The 18,740-nt window shown below is 59.9% G+C and carries 20 protein-coding genes and 2 pseudogenes; 17 read left to right on the top strand and 5 right to left on the bottom strand.

Annotated features, from left to right (window positions below):
- Positions 1–84: 84 nt before the first annotated feature.
- On the top strand, positions 85–1,773 hold the full coding sequence (locus B5X69_RS18800; protein ID WP_079640077.1) for a ParB/RepB/Spo0J family partition protein: 1,689 nt from the start codon (positions 85–87) through the stop codon (positions 1,771–1,773).
- A gap of 12 nt (positions 1,774–1,785) precedes the next feature.
- Here the strand turns inward: B5X69_RS18800 and B5X69_RS18795 are convergent, their stop codons facing one another.
- On the bottom strand, positions 1,786–3,150 hold the full coding sequence (locus B5X69_RS18795; RefSeq protein WP_013039168.1) for a transposase: 1,365 nt from the start codon (positions 3,148–3,150) through the stop codon (positions 1,786–1,788).
- 90 nt (positions 3,151–3,240) lie between these two features.
- Here B5X69_RS18795 and B5X69_RS18790 point away from each other — a divergent pair, with 90 nt between their 5' ends.
- Complete coding sequence (locus B5X69_RS18790) at positions 3,241–3,405, top strand: helix-turn-helix domain-containing protein (RefSeq protein ID WP_236616764.1); 165 nt, start codon at positions 3,241–3,243, stop codon at positions 3,403–3,405.
- Between the two features lie 83 nt (positions 3,406–3,488).
- Here the strand turns inward: B5X69_RS18790 and B5X69_RS18785 are convergent, their stop codons facing one another.
- A complete protein-coding gene (locus tag B5X69_RS18785; RefSeq protein WP_021224280.1) occupies positions 3,489–4,370 on the bottom strand; it encodes a LysR family transcriptional regulator in 882 nt (293 codons plus the stop codon).
- Positions 4,371–4,466: 96 nt separating this feature from the next.
- Here B5X69_RS18785 and catA point away from each other — a divergent pair, with 96 nt between their 5' ends.
- The 13 genes and pseudogenes from catA (at position 4,467) to B5X69_RS18725 (ending at position 16,162) form a co-directional block, all read left to right on the top strand.
- Positions 4,467–6,206: a catechol 1,2-dioxygenase gene (gene catA, locus B5X69_RS22325; RefSeq protein ID WP_079640076.1), complete on the top strand. Its 1,740-nt coding sequence runs from the start codon at positions 4,467–4,469 to the stop codon at positions 6,204–6,206.
- A 7-nt stretch (positions 6,207–6,213) separates the two neighbouring features.
- Complete coding sequence (locus B5X69_RS18775) at positions 6,214–6,924, top strand: CoA transferase subunit A (protein WP_021224278.1); 711 nt, start codon at positions 6,214–6,216, stop codon at positions 6,922–6,924.
- Positions 6,924–7,571, top strand: coding sequence for a 3-oxoacid CoA-transferase subunit B (locus B5X69_RS18770; RefSeq protein ID WP_021224277.1), 648 nt, complete (start codon positions 6,924–6,926; stop codon positions 7,569–7,571). Before B5X69_RS18775 ends, B5X69_RS18770 begins: the two co-directional genes overlap by 1 nt.
- Complete coding sequence (pcaF, locus tag B5X69_RS18765; RefSeq protein WP_021224276.1) at positions 7,568–8,770, top strand: 3-oxoadipyl-CoA thiolase; 1,203 nt, start codon at positions 7,568–7,570, stop codon at positions 8,768–8,770. Before B5X69_RS18770 ends, pcaF begins: the two co-directional genes overlap by 4 nt.
- Positions 8,770–9,627, top strand: coding sequence for a 3-oxoadipate enol-lactonase (gene pcaD, locus B5X69_RS18760; RefSeq protein ID WP_079640080.1), 858 nt, complete (start codon positions 8,770–8,772; stop codon positions 9,625–9,627). Before pcaF ends, pcaD begins: the two co-directional genes overlap by 1 nt.
- Before the next feature lie 2 nt (positions 9,628–9,629).
- Positions 9,630–11,081 carry an aromatic ring-hydroxylating dioxygenase subunit alpha gene (locus B5X69_RS18755; protein WP_217699158.1) on the top strand — a complete coding sequence of 484 codons (1,452 nt, stop codon included), beginning with the start codon at positions 9,630–9,632 and terminating at the stop codon, positions 11,079–11,081.
- Between the two features lie 2 nt (positions 11,082–11,083).
- A complete protein-coding gene (locus B5X69_RS18750) occupies positions 11,084–11,647 on the top strand; it encodes an aromatic-ring-hydroxylating dioxygenase subunit beta (RefSeq protein WP_217699159.1) in 564 nt (187 codons plus the stop codon).
- A 10-nt stretch (positions 11,648–11,657) separates the two neighbouring features.
- A complete protein-coding gene (locus B5X69_RS18745) occupies positions 11,658–11,987 on the top strand; it encodes a non-heme iron oxygenase ferredoxin subunit (protein ID WP_079640075.1) in 330 nt (109 codons plus the stop codon).
- Positions 11,984–13,216, top strand: a complete 1,233-nt coding sequence (locus B5X69_RS18740; protein ID WP_021224261.1) for an NAD(P)/FAD-dependent oxidoreductase — start codon at positions 11,984–11,986, stop codon at positions 13,214–13,216. Before B5X69_RS18745 ends, B5X69_RS18740 begins: the two co-directional genes overlap by 4 nt.
- Before the next feature lie 205 nt (positions 13,217–13,421).
- Positions 13,422–14,180 (top strand): meso-2,3-butanediol dehydrogenase, encoded by a 759-nt coding sequence (gene budC, locus B5X69_RS18735; protein ID WP_079640074.1) that lies wholly within the window; start codon positions 13,422–13,424, stop codon positions 14,178–14,180.
- 7 nt (positions 14,181–14,187) lie between these two features.
- Positions 14,188–14,508, top strand: a complete 321-nt coding sequence (locus tag B5X69_RS21145) for an MDR/zinc-dependent alcohol dehydrogenase-like family protein (protein WP_152528079.1) — start codon at positions 14,188–14,190, stop codon at positions 14,506–14,508.
- Between the two features lie 37 nt (positions 14,509–14,545).
- A pseudogene (locus tag B5X69_RS21140) lies at positions 14,546–14,677 on the top strand (IS5/IS1182 family transposase); the annotation flags it as partial.
- A 99-nt stretch (positions 14,678–14,776) separates the two neighbouring features.
- On the top strand, positions 14,777–16,162 hold the full coding sequence (locus B5X69_RS18725; RefSeq protein WP_079640073.1) for an OmpP1/FadL family transporter: 1,386 nt from the start codon (positions 14,777–14,779) through the stop codon (positions 16,160–16,162).
- A 70-nt stretch (positions 16,163–16,232) separates the two neighbouring features.
- Here B5X69_RS18725 and B5X69_RS18720 read toward each other — a convergent pair whose 3' ends face one another.
- Positions 16,233–16,871 (bottom strand): IS66 family transposase, encoded by a 639-nt coding sequence (locus tag B5X69_RS18720; protein ID WP_335339123.1) that lies wholly within the window; start codon positions 16,869–16,871, stop codon positions 16,233–16,235.
- A 125-nt stretch (positions 16,872–16,996) separates the two neighbouring features.
- Complete coding sequence (locus B5X69_RS18715) at positions 16,997–17,488, bottom strand: IS66 family transposase (protein ID WP_020820222.1); 492 nt, start codon at positions 17,486–17,488, stop codon at positions 16,997–16,999.
- A gap of 79 nt (positions 17,489–17,567) precedes the next feature.
- On the opposite strand from B5X69_RS18715, the gene tnpA reads away from it, so the two are divergent.
- Entirely contained in the window at positions 17,568–17,981 is a 414-nt protein-coding gene (gene tnpA, locus B5X69_RS18710) for an IS66-like element accessory protein TnpA (RefSeq protein ID WP_020820223.1), read from the top strand.
- Complete coding sequence (tnpB, locus tag B5X69_RS18705; RefSeq protein WP_020820224.1) at positions 17,978–18,349, top strand: IS66 family insertion sequence element accessory protein TnpB; 372 nt, start codon at positions 17,978–17,980, stop codon at positions 18,347–18,349. Before tnpA ends, tnpB begins: the two co-directional genes overlap by 4 nt.
- 73 nt (positions 18,350–18,422) lie before the next feature.
- On the opposite strand, the pseudogene B5X69_RS18700 reads toward tnpB, so the two are convergent.
- Positions 18,423–18,644 (bottom strand): annotated as a pseudogene (locus tag B5X69_RS18700) (integrase core domain-containing protein); the annotation flags it as partial.
- Positions 18,645–18,740: the final 96 nt, after the last annotated feature.

Raw genomic sequence — 18,740 nt, 5'->3', positions numbered from 1 at the left:
CTTCTCCCCTCCCCACCCCGCGCTTCGCCAGCGGGTCAGGGCCGCAGCCGCAGGCAGGCGGCCTTGCCGAAAAAGGAGTGAGAAATGACCATTCAGAACATCGCTTTGAACAAATTGGCGCTTTCCGATCTTAACGTGCGGAAGGTGAAGCCGAAGGAGATCGAGGCTCTAGCCGCTGACATTCAGGCGCGCGGCGTGCTGCAAAATCTCATCGGCTATGACGAGGACGGCAAGATCAAGATTTGCGCTGGTGGACGGCGCTACCGAGCCTTGAAGCTGTTGCAGAAGGGCAAGACCATCCCCGGCACCTTCGAGGTTCCCGTTGACCTTCGCAGCAAGGACGAGGCGCTGGAAATCTCGCTTGCCGAGAACGCGCAGCGCGAAGCCATGCACCCCGCAGACGCGATCATGGCCTATCGGGCGATCATCGACAGCGGCAAAGAGGTTGACGATGTTGCCGCATCGTTCGGCGTCTCCCCCGCCTATGTCCGGCGCGTTTTGAAGCTGGCAGCGCTTCACCCCACCATACTAAAGGCGTTCCAGAAAGATGAGATCGGTATGAGCGCGGCGCAGGCATTTGCGCTGACCGACGATCAGGACCGCCAGCTAGAGGTTTTCAAGCGCACCGGCGACAATCCGCACCAAATCCGCGCGATGCTCACACAGGAAAAGGTTGCCGACACCGACAAGCATTTCCGGATCGTTGGCGAGGAAGCTTACACCGCCGCAGGCGGCACCTTCACTGCCGACCTTTTCGGGGAACGGCGCTATTGCGACGACGCGGGCCTTGTCATGGACCTTGTGCAAGATCGGCTCGATGCCGTCGCCAAAGCCGCCCGCGAGGATGGCTGGCGAGATGCCGAGGCGCAGATTTCCCGGCCTGATTCCTATTGGATGCGCGGTCATCTTGAACCCGCTGGCAAGCGCGAGCCGACCGAGGAAGAAGCCGCCGAGCTGGCGCGGATCGAGGCGGCAATCGCCACGCGCGAAAGCGAGATCGAGGAAGACGAGCGCTATTACGACGAGGAATTGCGCGACCTGGGCCGCAAGCACAGCGCCATTCTCTCCGCCCTCCAGATTTTCACCGACGAGCAGAAGGCCGACCATAACCTTGTCGTGTTCATCGGCAGCGAGGGCATCGAACAGGTCGCGTTCACCCGCGCCAGCAAGAACGGCGCAGGCGATGGGCCAAAGCCGCCCCGCCCCGACTATTCGCAGAAGGTCATGGATCAGCTGGGCAGCGTCCGCACGATGGCCGTCAGAGAGGCCATTGTCACCGACCCGGAACTGGCGCTGGACGTGCTGTTGACCGGCCTGTTGGGGCAGGTTCGCGGGGAGGTCTATTCGTGGCAGCAAGCCGTCGAGATCAAGGCGGAAAAGAACCCCTTCCACATCGACGACGCCATAATGGGCCATTCGTCCATGCGTGACATTGAAGAGATCGCGGCGGCTGACCTTCACCGCGTTTCCGAGGCTCCCGCCTTGGAGGATATGCGCCAGCTGGACACCGAAACGAAGTTGCGGCTGCTGGCCTATTGCGTTGCATCGCAGATCACGAGCCTTTCGTTCCATAGCGACCGCGACCGCCAGCTGGCACAGATCGCCGGGGCCGCGCAGATCGACATGGCCGACAAATGGGAGCCCAATCAGGCTTTCTACGATCAGCTTAGCAAGGCTACGCTGTTGAAGCTGTTGGCCGAAGGTTGCGGCAACAATGCCGTCGAGAACTGCCACACCATGAAGCGGGCCGACCTTGCCGTAACAGCGCGGTGACGAAGTCGGTTTTCAGCCGGGTCTGTCAGCGCCTTCAGGGGTAAAAACGATGAGGAGCATGGCCCTTTCTCCGTCGAACTCGGCGACGAGGGCGATGACGAGCGCAACATCGGTCTGAACTACGAACAAGAATGCCTTGGATGCGCCCCTGGCGCCCCTCGGAGTGCCGCAACCGAACAGGGCGCGCATGAGAATGCCAAGATTGAACCCGGCGACGTGGATCAAATAACGCTTGTGAACATTCTCGCGCCCGCGCAGCCACGCGCGGCGCATGCCGCCGCGATCCAGGACGTGGGCAAAGCTACGCTCGACCATCTCACCACGCTTGCGCATCGCCTTGCGTCCGACGGCGGATTTCAGGCGAGACCGATTGGCGTAGACGGCCTTCTGGGCAGCCTCGTCGCCGTGCCAGCGCAGATATCCATTCGGCGGTGCCGGCTCGGCGATGCGCGTCTTCCAGATGTCGCCGTCGAGACCCTTGAGGAGCTCGCGCGAATGATAGCCTTTATCGGTCACAAGATCGCAGGGATCCCCGGACGTCGGCGCCAGGCCAATGTCGGCGAGGTTGCGTGCTGCCGTCTCCAGCGTGGCGTCGAGCGTTGTCGTGTCGCCCTTGTCGGCCGGGTGGATCGGCGCTGCCACGATAACACCCGTGTCGAGATCGACCGCGTGTTCGGGCTTGTAGGCCAGACGCGTCGAGCCGTTCTTCATCCGCGCGACCTTCGCGTCGGGATCGGTCTTGCTCGCCCAGTCCGCATTCGACAGCTTCTTGCCCTTGCGTTTGCGATCGAGCCGGACAAGGTCGTCGATCGTCGGCGTGTCGATGCCGCTCTCTTGCGCCATGCGCACCAGCATCTCGCGGTAGGTCTCGCCATTGTCACGCCGCACGATGGTACGCAGCGCGGCGTTCGCCTCCATGGTCGAGCCATCGACGCCGATCCGCTCGCCTTTCACCAGATCGTGCCCGGCGACGAGGGCCAGTACCCAGCCGAAGATCTGGTCATGTACCTCGTGCGGCAGGCGGCTCCGCGTCTTCGACAACCAGCTATGATCAGGGACCTTGTCGCGGCTCGACAGTCGCAGGAACTCCCGCAGCGACAGCGAATCCGAACAGCGCCAGACAATCCCGCGTTCGCTGTCGATGCCCTCGAAATAGCCGATCAGCAGCATGCGGAAATAGCGGCCCGGCGGCAGCGACGGGGCTCCCATCCGCGGCGCATAATAGGGCTTGCACGTCTTCTCGACAAAGCCATCGAAGCCCGCCTCGGCCAGCAGCTTCTGGAGCTTGTCGTAGAAAACATGCCCCGGTGAACGCGGTATCTCCGCCCACGTCACGATCAAATCGGACTGGACCTCGCTATCACGCCCCATCGCCATCGCCGCTAACCCGCCAGACAATCCCACTGCCGCACTGAATCAGCCACCGCCGACTTCGTCAACGGCCTGCTAGGTGGCCGAAAGAGGGTCATGACGCCTCGACGCATTGAGGCGGCCGGGAAACTCCTTGCCTTTGGGATGTCGGCAGGCGAGATAGCTCCAACAATCGGCGTTTCGATTGCCACACTCTATCGGCACCTTCCTGCACCTATGCAAGAAGCCCGAGTTGTCGAAGGTAAATATGTGGAGCCTTAAAGCAGTAAATTCGCCGGATTTGTACAATTCTGCAGTTTAGCGATTTACATACTCCACTTGGATCTCACTTTGCGCGTATCAGCCTAGCGAAAAAGCTGACGTGCAATTTGCTCGAACAACCGAACATCTGCTGAACTGTCTCCGACCCGAAAGCTGAGGATGATTGGTGAAGTGGCTCCTTCATCGCGAACCCTGACATATATGATGTCGTCATGCTGGACGTGCCGCATGGAAGACGGGACCAGCGCGACCCCGGCCTCCGACGCGACCAGCCCGAGAGTAACCTGTACGTCGCGCACTTCCTCGACGTCGGTGTGCGTGAGCCCATGGTCGCGGAGGATCGTGAGAACCTGGTCCGCGTAGCTGGGCCGCGGCTGGCTTGGATAGACCAGCAGCTTGCGGGCCATCAAATCCGAAAGAGAAATGGAGTCCGCTGCCGCCAGCGTATCGGCGGTGCCGATCGCCGCAATCAGCGGCTCGTCCTGCAGCACTTCCCGCTGGATCGCCGGGTCGTCGATGAGGATGCGGCCGAGCCCCGCGTCGATGCGCCCGTCCTTCAACGCAACCACCTGCTCTATAGTACTCATCTCGAGAAGTTGGATCTCAAGCCCGTCCGCTCGCGCGCGGAACTCCCTGATGACCCCCGGCATCATCCCATAGACTATAGAGCCCACGAACCCGACCACGAAGCGCCGCTGCGCGCTCTGGGTAAGCCGCTGCATCGAGCGGCGGAGCTGCTCGATACTCGAAAGGATCCGCGTCGCCTGCTCGTGGAAGATACTGCCCGCTTCCGTCAAGCGGATCGGTCGACTGTCGCGATCGAATAACGCCACGCCTAACTCGATCTCGAGTTCTCTGATCTGCCGGCTAAGCGGCGGTTGCGCGACTCCCAGCCGCTCCGCCGCACGAGTGAAGTTCCGCTCGGCTGCAACTGCCTCGAAATATCGTAAGTGTCGCAGTTCCATTATACCTCCAGGGTATCAAGCCAGACCGAGATAATCTTTCCATCTGATAGGCACAAGTCCTATGTTTCGAGGAAGATAAAAAAAGGGAGGACGAGAATGGTCACTATCGAAACCATCGAAACCTTCATTGTCGATGTGCCGACGATACGCCAGCACGTGCTCGCGATGGCGACCATGCGGACCCAAGCGATGGTGTTCGTTCACGTCCGTTGTTCCGACGGGGTCGAGGGGATCGGCGAAGGTACGACGATTGGCGGCCTCAGTTATGGGGACGAGAGCCCCGAAGGCATCAAACTCACAATCGATCGTCACGTCGCACCGCTGCTGCATGGCTCCGACGCATCGCCCGCGCGAGCGACGATGCTGCTGCGCAAGTCGATTGTCGGCAATCATTTCGCCAAAAATGCAGTCGAGACCGCCCTGTTCGATGCGGCCGGCAAGCGTGCCGGTGTGCCGGTGAGCGAGCTTTTGGGGGGGCGCGTGCGCGATCGCCTCCCTGTATTGTGGACGCTCGCGAGCGGCGACACGGCGCGTGACATCGCTGAGGCTGAGACGATGATTGATCAGCGGCGTCACAAGGCGTTCAAGCTCAAGATAGGCAAGCGCGACCTTGTCGAGGACGTCGCGCACGTTGCCGCCATAAAGCGCGCGCTTGGTGACCTAGCCAGCATCCGGGTGGACGTCAACCAAGCCTGGGATGAGGCAACCGCCAAGCGCGGCGTCGCCATGTTGGCAGATGCCGATGTCGACCTGATCGAACAGCCGATCTCCGGCGCGAACGTCTCCGGCATGGCGCGTCTCACCGCGATGGGCCGGACCGCGATCATGGCTGACGAAGGGCTGCGAGGTCCGATCGATGCCCTGCGCCATGCGACGGATGCCGCAGCCGATGTATTTGCCGTTAAGATCGCACAGTCGGGAGGCCTACGCGCTGGCGCCGCTGTCGCCGGGATCGCGGAGGCCGCAGGGATCGGCCTGTACGGTGGGACCATGCTCGAAGGGCCGATCGGCTCTATCGCCTCGGCGCACCTGTTCGCGACCATTGATGAGTTCGACGTAAGCGAGGACGAGTTCTGGCATGCTCTGAACTTCATGGCGTCTGCCGCCCCGGAATTCGGACTCTTCGCGGCAGGGCTCGGCTTCGAACACTTCCTGGACATGCGCATGGACGCGGCCGACGCGGAAGCCGGGATCGAAGGGGGCACGCCGCGCACCATCGAAGGTCCGCTCTACGTCAAGGGAGCCCCGCGCTCGAAGGGCTTTGCGCGGCTGGACGACGGTGCCGATGACGGAGAAGTGCTAATTATGCACGGGCGCGTGGTCGACAAAGATGGGAAGCCCGTTGCCGGCGCGATCGTCGATGTCTGGCATGCCAACACACTCGGCAATTACAGCTACTTCGACAAAACCCAGAGCGAGTTCAACCTTCGTCGGCAAATTGAGACCGACGAAGAGGGCCGGTACAAATTCCGTAGCATCGTACCGTCGGGCTACGCTGTGCCTAAGGGCGGAACCACCGAGGCACTGCTTGACCTTGTTGGTCGCCACGGCAACCGTCCCGCGCATGTCCACTTCTTCGTGTCGGCGTCCGGTTACCGCCATCTGACGACGCAGATCAACATCGACGGCGACCCATACCTGCATGATGACTTCGCCTATGCGACGCGCGATGACTTGATTCCGCCGATCGAACGAAAAGCTGATCCTGCTGCCATTCATGCGGAGGGCCTCAACACGCCCTTCACGGAAATCGCCTTCGACTTCACGCTCATCACGGCTGGCGAGGCAGAAGAGGCAGAAGCATCTTCCCGCAGCCGCGTCGCGCTCGCGGCCTGACGACATCATGGCCGACAAGTTTTTCGAAAGTCCAGCTGCGGCGCTGGATGGCCTGCTCTTCGATGGCATGACGATCATGTCGGGCGGGTTCGGGCTGTCCGGCAACCCCGAGAGCCTGATCCCCGAGATCCGTGCGAGCGGGGTGAAGGCGCTGACCGTTGTCTCGAACAACGCCGGCGCGGACGGCTTCGGCCTGTGGATGCTGCTGGAAAGCCGCCAGGTGAAGAAGATGATTTCGTCCTACGTGGGGGAGAACAAGCTCTTCGAGCAGCAGTACCTCTCGGGAGACTTGGAGCTGGAACTCAATCCGCAAGGAACGCTAGCCGAGCGGATCCGGGCGGGCGGGGCTGGTATCCCAGCCTTCTACACCAGAACCGGGGTCGGGACGGTCGTCGCCGAGGGCAAGCCGATCGAGGCGTTCGAAGGCCAGGAATATGTCCGCGAGACCTGGCTACGCGCCGACCTGGCGATCGTAAAGGCGTGGCGCGCGGATCCGGCCGGGAACCTGATGTTCCGCAGAACCGCGCGCAACTTCAACCCGGTCATGGCGACGGCAGCCAAGGTGACCGTGGCGGAGGTGGAGGAGCTTGTCCCCGCCGGGACCTTCGATCCGGACTGCATCCACACGCCCGGCATCTATGTCGATCGGATCGTCCTGAGCACCATCAACGAAAAGAAGATCGAGAAGCTCACGACCCGACCGAGAGAGGCTGCCTGATGCCCTGGACGCGCGAACAGATGGCGGCCCGCGCCGCGCAGGAACTGCAGGATGGCTTCTACGTGAACCTCGGCATCGGCATCCCAACGCTGGTCGCCAACTACATCCCCGGCGGCATCGACGTGACCCTCCAGTCCGAGAACGGGATGCTGGGCATGGGGCCATTCCCGTTCGAGGGCGAGGCCGACCCCGACCTCATAAACGCCGGCAAGCAGACGATCACCACGCTGCCGACCTCCAGCTTCTTCTCGTCCACCGACAGCTTCGCGATGATACGGGGCGGCCATATCGACATGGCAGTGCTCGGCGCGATGGAGGTCGCCGAGACGGGCGACCTCGCCAACTGGACCATTCCCGGCAAGATGGTGAAAGGCATGGGCGGCGCCATGGATCTCGTCGCCGGGGTGAAGCGCGTCGTGGTGATCACCGATCACGTCACGAAGGCGGGCGACCCCAAGCTGCTCGAAGGCTGTACGCTGCCGCTGACCGGCAGAGCCTGCGTCGATCTCATCATAACTGATCTTGCCGTGATCGCCTGTGACAAGCCGGGATTCCGGCTGGTGGAGCTCGCACCTGGCATCAGCATTGAGGAGGTGCGCGCGAAGACCGCTGCGCACGTCACCGTCACAGGGGCATTGGCCGCATGAGCGAAGCCTTCATCTGCGACGCAGTCCGCACGCCCATCGGCAAGCTGAACGGCACCCTATCGTCCATCCGCGCCGACGACCTTGCGGCGGTTCCGATCAAGGCGCTCATCGAGCGCAACCCGGGTGTCGATTGGGCAGCGGTGGACGACTGCCTACTCGGCTGCGCAAACCAGGCTGGGGAGGACAATCGCAACGTCGCTCGGATGGCGGTGCTGTTGGCGGGATTGCCGGAGCAGGTGCCTGGCGGCACTATCAACCGCCTGTGCGGCTCGGGCCTTAACGCCGTCGGGTCGTCCGCCCAGGCGATCCGCGCCGGCGATGCCCACTTGTTCATCGCGGGTGGCGTCGAGCATATGACCCGCGCGCCTTACGTGCTCGGTAAGGCCAACGCCGCTTTCGACCGCGCGCAGAAGATCGAGGACACGACGCTCGGCTGGCGCTTCGTCAATCCGGCGATGCGCCATGCTTATGGCGTCGACTCGATGCCCGAGACGGGGGAGAACGTCGCGGTCGAGTGGAAGGTCAGCCGGGAGGATCAGGACGCCTTCGCGCTCAACAGCCAGCAGAAGGCGGCGGCGGCGCAGGCGAACGGACGGCTCGCCGCAGAGATCGTGCCTGTCGCGATTCCACAGAAGAAGGGCGACCCAGTCCTCTTCGAGCGCGACGAGCATCCGCGCGCCACGAGCGCCGAACTGCTTGCCAAATTGAAGCCGGTCGTGGGGCGTGACGGGACGGTGACGGCCGGTAACGCATCGGGCCTGAACGACGGTGCGGCAGCGATGCTGGTGGCCTCTGAAGCCGCGGCAAAGCAGCATGGGCTGACCCCGCGGGCGCGCGTGATCGCCATGGCGTCGGCAGGCGTCGCGCCGCGCATCATGGGGGTCGGCCCAATCGAAGCGGCGCGCAAGCTGTTCGCACGCACGGGTATTTCTCCGAACGATCTCGACGTGATCGAACTCAACGAGGCCTTCGCGAGCCAGGCGATAGCCACGCTGCGTGATCTCGGCATCGATCCCGCCGACCCGCGGGTGAACAGGAATGGCGGCGCCATCGCTCTCGGACACCCGCTCGGCATGTCTGGCGCGCGCATCACGATGAGCGCGGTGGAGGAACTGCAGCGCACCGGCGGCCGGTATGCGCTCGCCTTCATGTGCATCGGGGTGGGGCAGGGCATCGGCATGCTGCTGGAGCGCGTATGATGATCGATCACATCGTCACGGGCGATGGCTGCAGGATCGCCTACCGGTTCGACGGACCAGCCGGGGCACCGGTGCTTATGCTCTCCAGTTCGCTCGGCACGACCATGGAGATGTGGGAGCCGCAGATCTCCACCTTTGCGGAGCAGTTCCGTGTACTGCGCTATGATACGCGCGGCCACGGCGGTTCGGATGCTCCGCCGGGTGCCTATTCGCTAGATCGACTTGGTCGAGACGTTGTGGAACTCCTCGACGTGCTCGGAATCCCGCTGGTCCACTTCTGCGGCCTCTCGCTCGGCGGTATGGTTGGTCAGTGGCTGGGTGCGCGCGCGCCCGAGCGGATCGAGCGTCTTGTGCTCGCCCATACGAGCGCCTTCATGGGGCCGCCTTCAGCGTGGGACGGACGCATTGTCCTGATCCGCGAGAAGGGGATGGCCGCCGTCGCCGAAGCGTCGATCGAGCGCTGGTTTACCGCCGAATTCGTCAAGAAAGGCGACGCCTGCCTGGACAGGGTGCGTGGCATGCTGCTGACGACGAACGTCGCCGGCTATGCGGGCTGCTGTGCAGCCATCCGCGACATGGACCTGCGCCGGCTCGGTGAGCTGATCGACCTGCCGACCCTCGTCATCGGCGGAGATGCCGATCCTGCGACCCCGCCCGCTCATAGCGAAGCGCTGGCGGGCGCGATCCGCGGCTCGCGTTTGCTGTTTCTGTCCGCAGCGCACCTCGGCAACCTGGAACAGCCGGCCGATTTCGCACGCGCGGTTCTGAGCTTCCTAGACTCATGGCCGGGCGAGCCGGGCGAGGCGATGCCAGAACGATCTGTTATGAGTGACTTCAATGTTGAAACGGAGATATGACCATGAAAACTATGACCGATAACGTCCGCACTGCCGCGGAAGCGACGAAATGGGCGGAAGAAGATATAGCCGCATTGGTGAGTGATCAGCACGGATGGGTTGACCCACGCATCTATACAGACGAAGCTCTTTATCAATTGGAGCTCGAGCGGGTCTTCGCAAAATCGTGGCTGTTGTTGGGGCACGAATCGCAGATCGCAAAGGGCGGCGACTTCATGACCAACTATATGGGTGAGGATCCGGTGCTTGTCGTTCGGCAGAAGGACGCTAGCATCCGAGTCTTTCTCAATCAATGTCGTCACCGAGGAATGCGGCTTTGTCGAGCAGATTGCGGCAATGCTAAGTCGTTTACCTGTAGCTATCACGGTTGGGCGTACGACACTGCGGGAACGTTGGTAAATGTTCCCTACAGCGAGTGCTTTCCGACGTTGGACAAGAAAGAATCGGGACCGCTTCAGGCACGTGTCGAAACGTATAAAGGCTTGATCTTCGCGAATTGGGATACCGAGGCGCCGGATTTAGCCACCTATCTGGGCGAAGCTAGATTCTATATGGACCATATGCTCGACCGGACAGAGGCTGGCACGGTCGCTATTCCCGGCATTCAGAAATGGGTAATCCCCTGTAACTGGAAGTTTGCGGCAGAACAATTCTCTAGTGACATGTATCACGCAGGTACGACCTCTCACATTTCGGGCATTCTCGCCGGGCTGCCAGCTGACAAGGAACTGAGTGATCTGGCGCCGCCGACGGAAGGTAATCAGTACCGCGCATTATGGGGGGGGCATGGCGCAGGATTCTATTTGGACGACACCAATCTGTTGGCTGCGATAATGGGTGAGAAAGTAGTCGATTACTGGACTAAAGGTGCCGCTGCTGAAAAGGCTGCGCTGCGTTTCGGTGCCACGGCGCGATCACGGATAGCCCCCCCCCAACACATGACAGTGTTTCCAAACTGCTCCCTCCTTTCAGGCGTCAACACAATCCGAATGTGGCATCCCCGCGGACCCAATGAGATGGAAGTGTGGACTTTTACGGTGGTAGATGCGGATGCTTCAGATGAGATCAAGGATGAATATCGTAGGCATACCATACGCACGTTTTCAGCAGGCGGAGTGTTCGAACAGGACGACGGCGAGAACTGGGTCGAGGTTCAGCAAATATTGAAAGGCTATAAAGCACGGAGCAGACCATTCGTCGTTTCCATGGGAATCGGCAGGGACGAGGGAAGCCACCCGGACTACCCAGGCCGCATTGGCTATGTCTACAACGAGAACGCGGCGCGTGGCTTTTATACGCACTGGGCGCGTATGATGACCTCGCCGAATTGGGCGGCATTGAATCAGACGCGTCCTGGATCGGAAAATGAGTTGGACTCAAACGGCATCCATACCGATTCCGTAGAACAATCGGCCGGCTATTCGCAAGAAAGCGACACAAGGAGGGGGATGTGAGCATGCCTGTGATGGTAAAGACAACAGAAAGTGGACAGATGAAGCCGCGCCTCGTGCCGCTGAATCTACAGCACGAGATCGAACAATTCTATTATTGGGAAGCGAGGCTTCTTGATGATCGTCGATATGAAGAGTGGTTCTCTCTCTTGGCCCAAGATATCCACTATTTCATGCCAATCCGTACGACTCGTGTCATGCGGGAAGCAAGAAACGAGTTTGGTGACTCGCGCAGCTTCGCCCACTTCGATGACGATCATCAAATGATGACTGGGCGCATCCGGAAGATAACATCTGACGTTGGATGGTCTGAGAACCCCGCTTCGCGCACCCGTCATGTTATCTCTAACGTAATGATCGAAGAAGGGGATAGGTCCGGCGAGTATGAAGTGTCCGCAGCATTCATCGTCTACCGTAATCGGTTGGAGCGTCAACTCGACATCTTTGCTGGCGAACGTCGAGATCGCCTGCGTCGAACCCGTACTGATGCCGGCTTTGAAATCGTCAATCGCACGATCCTGATCGACCAGACCACAATTCTGTCGAATAACTTAAGCTTCTTCTTCTGAGGATCGGATTGTGGGATACACGAAAGTAATAGAGCGAAAGAATCTACCGAAAGGCGAAATGCATCGTCATGAGGGCGGGTCAGAGCCCGTCCTCATATGCAACGTTGGCGGGGAATTTTTCGCGGTTCAGGACACGTGCACTCATGGAGATTGGTCCCTCTCTGATGGGTATCTCGATGGCGACATAGTGGAATGCACTCTCCATTGGGGCAAGTTTTGTGTCCGGACCGGTAAGGTCAAAGCCACGCCGCCGTGCCAGGCGCTTCGAGTGTTTCCTGTCAAAGTCGATGGTGATGACGTTCTCGTCGATCTTGATGGAGGAGAGGTCAAGTCCTCATGAAACAAATCATCATCATCGGTAGTGGCATAGCTGGCGTCAGCACCGCTCAAGCTTTGCGGGCGCAAGGATACCAGGAGGGCATTTGCTTGATTGGACGAGAGCCATATATGCCCTACGACCGACCTTCGCTATCAAAGGCGGTGCTCAGCGGAGATATTGGAAGCCCTCCCCCGCTAACGCCAGAGGGCTGGTTCGAAGAGGCCAGAGTCGAAACTATGTTCGGGAGATCTGTAACGCAGATTCAGGCTGCGCGCCAGGAAGTTACGTTAGATGACGGCCGTGTCATGAGAGCTGATGGGATAGTCATCGCTACCGGTAGTCGCGCACGCGTTCCTACTTTGCCCGGCGTGGATCTGTCTGGAGTTATGACCCTCCGTGATTTTGACGATGTGCAGAGGCTTAAACTCAGTTGTATCCGGGGAGCGCGCCTTGTCGTTATGGGAGGCGGTTTGATTGGCTGTGAGGTGGCTACCACGGCTCATAAGTTAGGACTGGAGGTAACTATTCTTGAGGCGGCTGACGAGCTGTTAGCTCGAGTACTAGGAAGGACGATCGGAGCATGGTGTAGAGGCAGATTGGGCGCTCTTGGTATCAATGTTGTATTGAACACAGGCGTTGTCGAATTTGTTGGAGAAGGTCGCCTTCGCGAGGTCATCAGTAGCGACGGACGGCGGTTCGACGCCGATTGTGCACTGATCTGCATCGGCGCCCAACCCGTCGACGAGCTGGCAAGCGAGGCAGGCTTAGCCTGTAACCGCGGGGTGATTGTCAACGGTTATGGCGCTTCGTCCTCCAACGGAATTTACGCGGTCGGCGATGCTGCTACATGGCCACTCCTCGACGGCGGCCAACGGTCGCTTGAGACTTATCTCAATTGCCAGACTCAGGCGGCCGCCGTCGCAGCAGCAATAATGGGGACCGCAGTCGAAGCGCCGCAAACTCCTTTGTCGTGGACCGAAATTGCGGGTCATCGAATGCAGATGGCTGGCGATATCGAAGGAGCGGGCGAATATGTATTCCGTGGCACTCCGGGAGAAGGTGCCGCACTGTTTTTTCGAATATGCGAGGGGCGATTAGTGGCCGCTGTTGCTATCGACGCTCCAAAGGACTTCGCATTGGCCAAGACATTGGTCGGTAACAGGGCGACTATCCGTTCCGAACAGCTCGCTGATACCAGCGTGAAACTGCGTGATTTGATTCGCTCGTCGAACGCGGAAGCCTTGGCATGAGACTTGCTAGTAAAGCGGATCTGGTGGCGGCTGTCGTGCCGGCCTGGGATAGTACACTTAGTTTCTCAACAACAGCGCCGTATCGCATTCTCAGGCCGGTTTAACGTATATCGGATCCACTCGGTAGCTGCGAAAACGCGTTGCAGCACTGGACGGCTGGCCGAAACTTCAAAGTGGTTGTCTTTATACATGGAAGGGAAAAGAAATGCTACGGTTTGCTGACAAAGTGGTGTTAGTTACTGGTGCCGCCGCTGGTATCGGCGAGGCGACGGCTCGGCGGTTTGCCGATGAGGGGGCTAGCGTGGTGTTGGCCGACTGGAGCTTGGATAAGGCGCAGGTTGTTGCGAGCGAACTGCACTCTGGCAAGGCGTTAGCTGTACATGTAGACGTTTCCATTCTGAAGTCTGTGCAGCAGATGATCGACGCCACGCTCCAGCGCTTTGGTCGGTTAGATGTGTTAGTCAATAACGCCGGTGTGCATATTCCGGGCACAGTTCTCGATGCAACCGAAGCAGATTGGCGCAAGATATCTTCGGTGAATATTGACGGCGTAATTTTCTGCTCAAAGCTCGCGCTGCCTTATTTGGTCGAAAGCAAAGGCTGTATCGTGAACACAGCGTCGGTCTCTGGTTTGGGTGGTGATTGGGGGGGAGCATTTTACTGTGCTAGTAAGGGCGCGGTAGTTAACTTCACACGTGCATTGGCTCTGGACCACGGCGCTCAAGGCGTGCGCGTGAATTCGGTCTGTCCTGGCCTGACACGTACTGCGATGACCTGGGATTGGGATCAGTCAGTTCGGGACAAATTTTACGAGCGAATTCCATTGCAGCGTGAAGCTCTTCCGAGCGAAGTTGCGGCAGTCATCGCGTTCTTGGCCAGTGCAGACGCTAGTTTCATCAATGGTGTTAATTTGCCTGTGGATGGCGGTCAGACTGCATCTGACGGTCAACCTAGAGTCGGATGACATCACTTTGATCCGTATCACGAGTTCGGCAGGTAGTTGCGGCACCATTGCTGCGATCGGAGTTTTCTGCCACCCGGGGTTCGCTCGCAACACCGCTGATGTATTTCTGCGCGACATAAGTCTTCACATGAACGGATTTGCAAACGTTCAACCAGCAATGTGGGAAGGACTTCGGTTGCTCGAAAGAGGCGGGTTGCAGCCTGAAGCTTACTTCAACCATGAGTTTAGGCTCGAAGACATTGGAACGGCATTTTCCACGTTTAACGACAAGGCCGATGGCGCCATGAAAATGGACATCTCGAAAAACTCGTGGCGTCTGACGGTCTGAAGTGATTCACTGCTTTAGCGCGGCAGCGGAGACGATGATGGCAGGGCAGCCGGGTTTCTTCGATCTTTCGGACCGATATGAGGCGTTGAGCGCGGCGGGTGACCCGCTGGAGCGTCTGGCGGCAGTCGTGGATTTCGAGGTTTTCCGGGGACCGCTGGTAGCGGCGCTGCATTATGCCGAACTGAGACGGTTCTTCGAGGTGTCCAAATGCTTATTCGGCCCTAGTGCTATAGTCCTGCTATAAGAAACAAGAAAAGAGAGAGGAAATATGAAAATTAAAACTACGACGGTACTGGCTCTTCTTGCAGCTGGAACAGCTTCTCCGGCTTCGGCAACGGACGTTTTTACACTGGAGGGATTTGGCGCGATCTCACGCGGCCTGGGCGGTGCTGCCGTCTCGCTTGACGTGGGGCCTGCTGGTATCATGAGCAATCCAGCAACTTTATCACTTTCAACGGACAATCTGGATCCCGACTCAGATTCTCAGCTGCTCATCGGTCTCGACATCATAGCCCCCAATATCGATGCTTACAACGATGCAACCGGAGTAAAAGCCGCCTCACACACGCATTCACGTAATCGTGGGCCATATTTCGCCCCGGAGCTAGCGTATATCAGGCGCTCGGGCAAATTTACCTTCGGGATCGGCGCGTTTGCGCTTGGTGGTCTTGGAACCGAATATGGGAAGAGCAGCTTTCTTTCTAGCGGACTTTCGGGTGCGCCGGCGGGTCTGGACAACTCAAGCCGCATGTTGGCCTTGGATATTCCTGCTGCGGCGAGCGTCAAAGTAACCGACCGGCTGACGATCGGTGGTTCGATCGATGCGGTGTGGATCGGGCTGAACCTTGGCCTACAACTCCAGGCCGATCAGGTGGGATCGCTTATCGGCAGCGGAAGAGTCAGTGGTAGCCTCGTACCGGTGCTTGGTGGGATTCCCGGTCTCGACGCCGCCCACTTTGGCTTAACCCGGAATAATTACCTACTTAACGGCGTCGACGGCTGGGGCCTCGGAGGACGTGTTGGCTTTACCTACAAGCTGACGCCCTCTACAATGATCGGCGGCGCATATAATTTCAAAACCGATGTCGCAGATCTGGAAGGTCCTGCGACACTTACGGCAGTGTCGACTATCGCCGGGCAAATCCCGCTCACCGGCAGGATCCGTGTCCGCGACTTTCAGATGCCTGCGCGGCTTTCCGTAGGTGTCACTCAGAGATTTGGCCCCCAGCTCTTGATCACTGCTGAGTATCAACGCGCGTTCTGGAAAGATGCGATGAAGAATATCAATGTCGGATTCGAAGCCGACGCCGCGGGAGACATCAACGTGCTCCTCCCGCAGAACTACAGGAACCAGGACATTGTGGCAGTTGGCGGGGCCTACGAAATGGGTCCTATGACATTCCGCGTGGGCGCGCGATTTGCCTCTCAAGCAACGCCGGGAGCCACGCTTCTGGCGGTTGTTCCCGCCATCCCGCGATATCATGCGTCGGCTGGCATGACTTACAAACTTGGCAAGCGCCAAGCCATCGACTTCGCATATTCACATGCCTTTAAGGAAAAGGTATCGAACGATGGCCTACCCAATACCTCACAGCCGCTCAGCGTCACACATTCCCAGAACAACCTTTCGATTGGCTATAGACTGAGCTTCTAGGAAGACGCAGCGCAACCGTGATGACAGGGCAGTTCGAAAATCACTGCGGAAAAAATAGAGCGGTTATGGATTACTGCGTGATTGATAACCGCTCACTCCAACGGTTAACGTGCGAAGCGAGCGCCGAGCCGTCGGCGCCAAACCGGACGCGCGTGGTGGCGGAAACAATCCGATCCGGTTCGGTGCGATCTAAGCTTCTTGGGGCGACACGATTCGCACGGCGGAAAAAGTGGATTTCAGGTTGAACAGTATCCGTCATCCCAGACCCACGTGGCGGAACCGTGTCGGTCAAGCGTCTAAAGAGGGGGCGGTGCGCCCTGCGAATTTTGGGGAAGTTCCAAGGCATGAGGGAATCGAGGTCCTTGTTGCTATGACCGGCGGCAAGCTTTTGCAGGGTGGTGGTGAGCCAGGCGAGTGGATCGACGTCCGAGAGCTTGCACGTTTCGAGAAGACTCGCGATCACCGACCAATTGTCGGCTCCGGCATCGCTGCCAGCGAATAACGAATTGCGGCGCGACAAGGCAATCGGGCGGATGCTTCTTTCGACCGTGTTGGTATCCAACTCGACGCGGCCGTCGAGCAGGCAATAGGTGAGCCGGGGCCAGTGGTTGAGCGTGTAGTTGATCGCCTCGGCCATCTTGCCCTTGGCGCTGAACCGGGCGAGGTTCTTCGAGAGATCGTCGCGCAGGTCGTCGAACAGCGGCTTCAGAATCAGCTGCCGGCCTTATTGTGTTGAAAAAGTCGGCTGCGGGAAGATTTGGACGGCGCTTCGCGACGGATGTGGGGTATCCGTCATCCCAGACCCACGTGGCGGAACCGTGTCGGTCAAGCGTCTTAGGAGGGGGCGTTGCGCCCGGCGATCTTGGGGAAGTGCCAGGGCATGAGGGAATCGAGGTCCTTGTTGCTATGACCGGCGGCAAGCTTTTGCAGGGTGGTGGTGAGCCAGGCGAGTGGATCGACGTCCGAGAGCTTGCACGTTTCGAGAAGACTCGCGATCACCGACCAATTGTCGGCTCCGGCATCGCTGCCGGCGAACAACGAGTTGCGGCGCGACAGGGCAATCGGGCGGATGCTTCTTTCGACCGTGTTGGTATCGAGCTCGACGCGGCCGTCGAGCAGGCAATAGGTGAGCTGCTGCCAGTGGTTGAGCGTGTAGTTGATCGCCTCGGCCATCTTGCCCTTGGTGCTGAACCGGCCGAGGTTCTTCGAGAGATAGTCGCGCAGGTCGTCGAACAGCGGCTTCAGCATCAGCTGCCGGCCTTCGAACCGCCGTTCGGGCGACTTGCCCCTGAGCGTTGCCTCGATCTTGTAGATCGTATCCGTCATCCCAGACCCACGTGGCGGAAGTGGCCATGAGCTCTGAGTGTGCCGCGCATATCGCATCATTTGATTCGGCGGGGTGTCTGTGGAGCAGGAGATCGACGGCAGTGGCGGGCTGGAGAACGGGCGCCGGCGGCGCTGGACGCTGGAAGAGAAGCGCGCAGTGGTCGAGCTGTCGCTCGATCCGACGTGCAGCATGGCGGAGGTGGCGTCGTGCTTCGACGTCCTTCCGGCCCAGATATATGGCTGGCGCCGCGAGCTGCGCGAGACAGCGGAAGCCAAGGCGCGCGAAGACGGGCCGATGTTCCTGCCGGCGGTGATCGAGCCGGCGTCGGTGCCGGCGATGCTGCTCGAGCCGGAGGCAGCCGGCGTCCGGCTGATGCCCGATACTCTGGTCCAGGTCGCGATGGAGGTCCACGGCGTGCCGGTGATGATCGCCCATGGCGCGAGCGCGACGCTGGTTGCCGCGGTGATCGCAGCGCTGCAGAGGGCGCTATGATCGGGCCGGGCAGCGACGCCAAGGTACTGATCTACACCAAGCCGATCGACTTTCGCTGCGGCATCGACACGCTGGTGGCCAAGATACAACATGAGCTGGACCAGGACCCGTGGCGCGGGGTCGCCTATATTTTTCGTTCCAAGCGGAAGGACAGGCTGAAGATTCTGTGGTTCGACGGCACCGGCATCTGGCTGATGACCAAGCGCGCCGAGGCCGCCGAAGGGTTCGCCTGGCCGCCGGCGGTCGATGGCAGTTTTTCGATCACGGCGGCGCAGATGGCAGCACTCACCTCGGGCATGGACTGGCGTCGGCACCGCGCGCCAAGGCGCGTAAATCCGCCTAAAATCGAGAGTTTCGCTGATGCGTGAGATAGTCGCGACAGGCCGAGTCAACTGCGCTGGACGCGTTGACCTGCCCCCACCGAGTGGACCGGCTGGTTTGTTAGTGGATTAAACTCGCCGCCGCCATATCTGGGCGGAGGTGGAGCGAAGCGGAACCGGAGGCCGGATATGGCGGTGATGCCGTTTCCGGGGCCGGTGGTCGGTAGCCCAGACTGCTGTGCGGGCGGATGGTGTTGTAATGCCGCCGCCAGGCTTCGATCAGCACCTTGGCCTCGGCGAGGCTGTAGAAGATCTCGCCATTGAGCAGTTCGTCGCGCAGCGACCGGGCCTGTCAGGAGTTTTGTGCGCGAGGCCGCTTATCGTCATTAGATGACGAACCTTTCGCCGAAGATCACGGCGAACTGGGTTTTTGCTTCGG

The sequence above is a fragment of the Sphingopyxis flava genome, assembly GCF_900168005.1.
GTDB lineage: Bacteria > Pseudomonadota > Alphaproteobacteria > Sphingomonadales > Sphingomonadaceae > Sphingopyxis > Sphingopyxis flava.
This window is presented reverse-complemented; position numbering and strand designations above follow the sequence as displayed.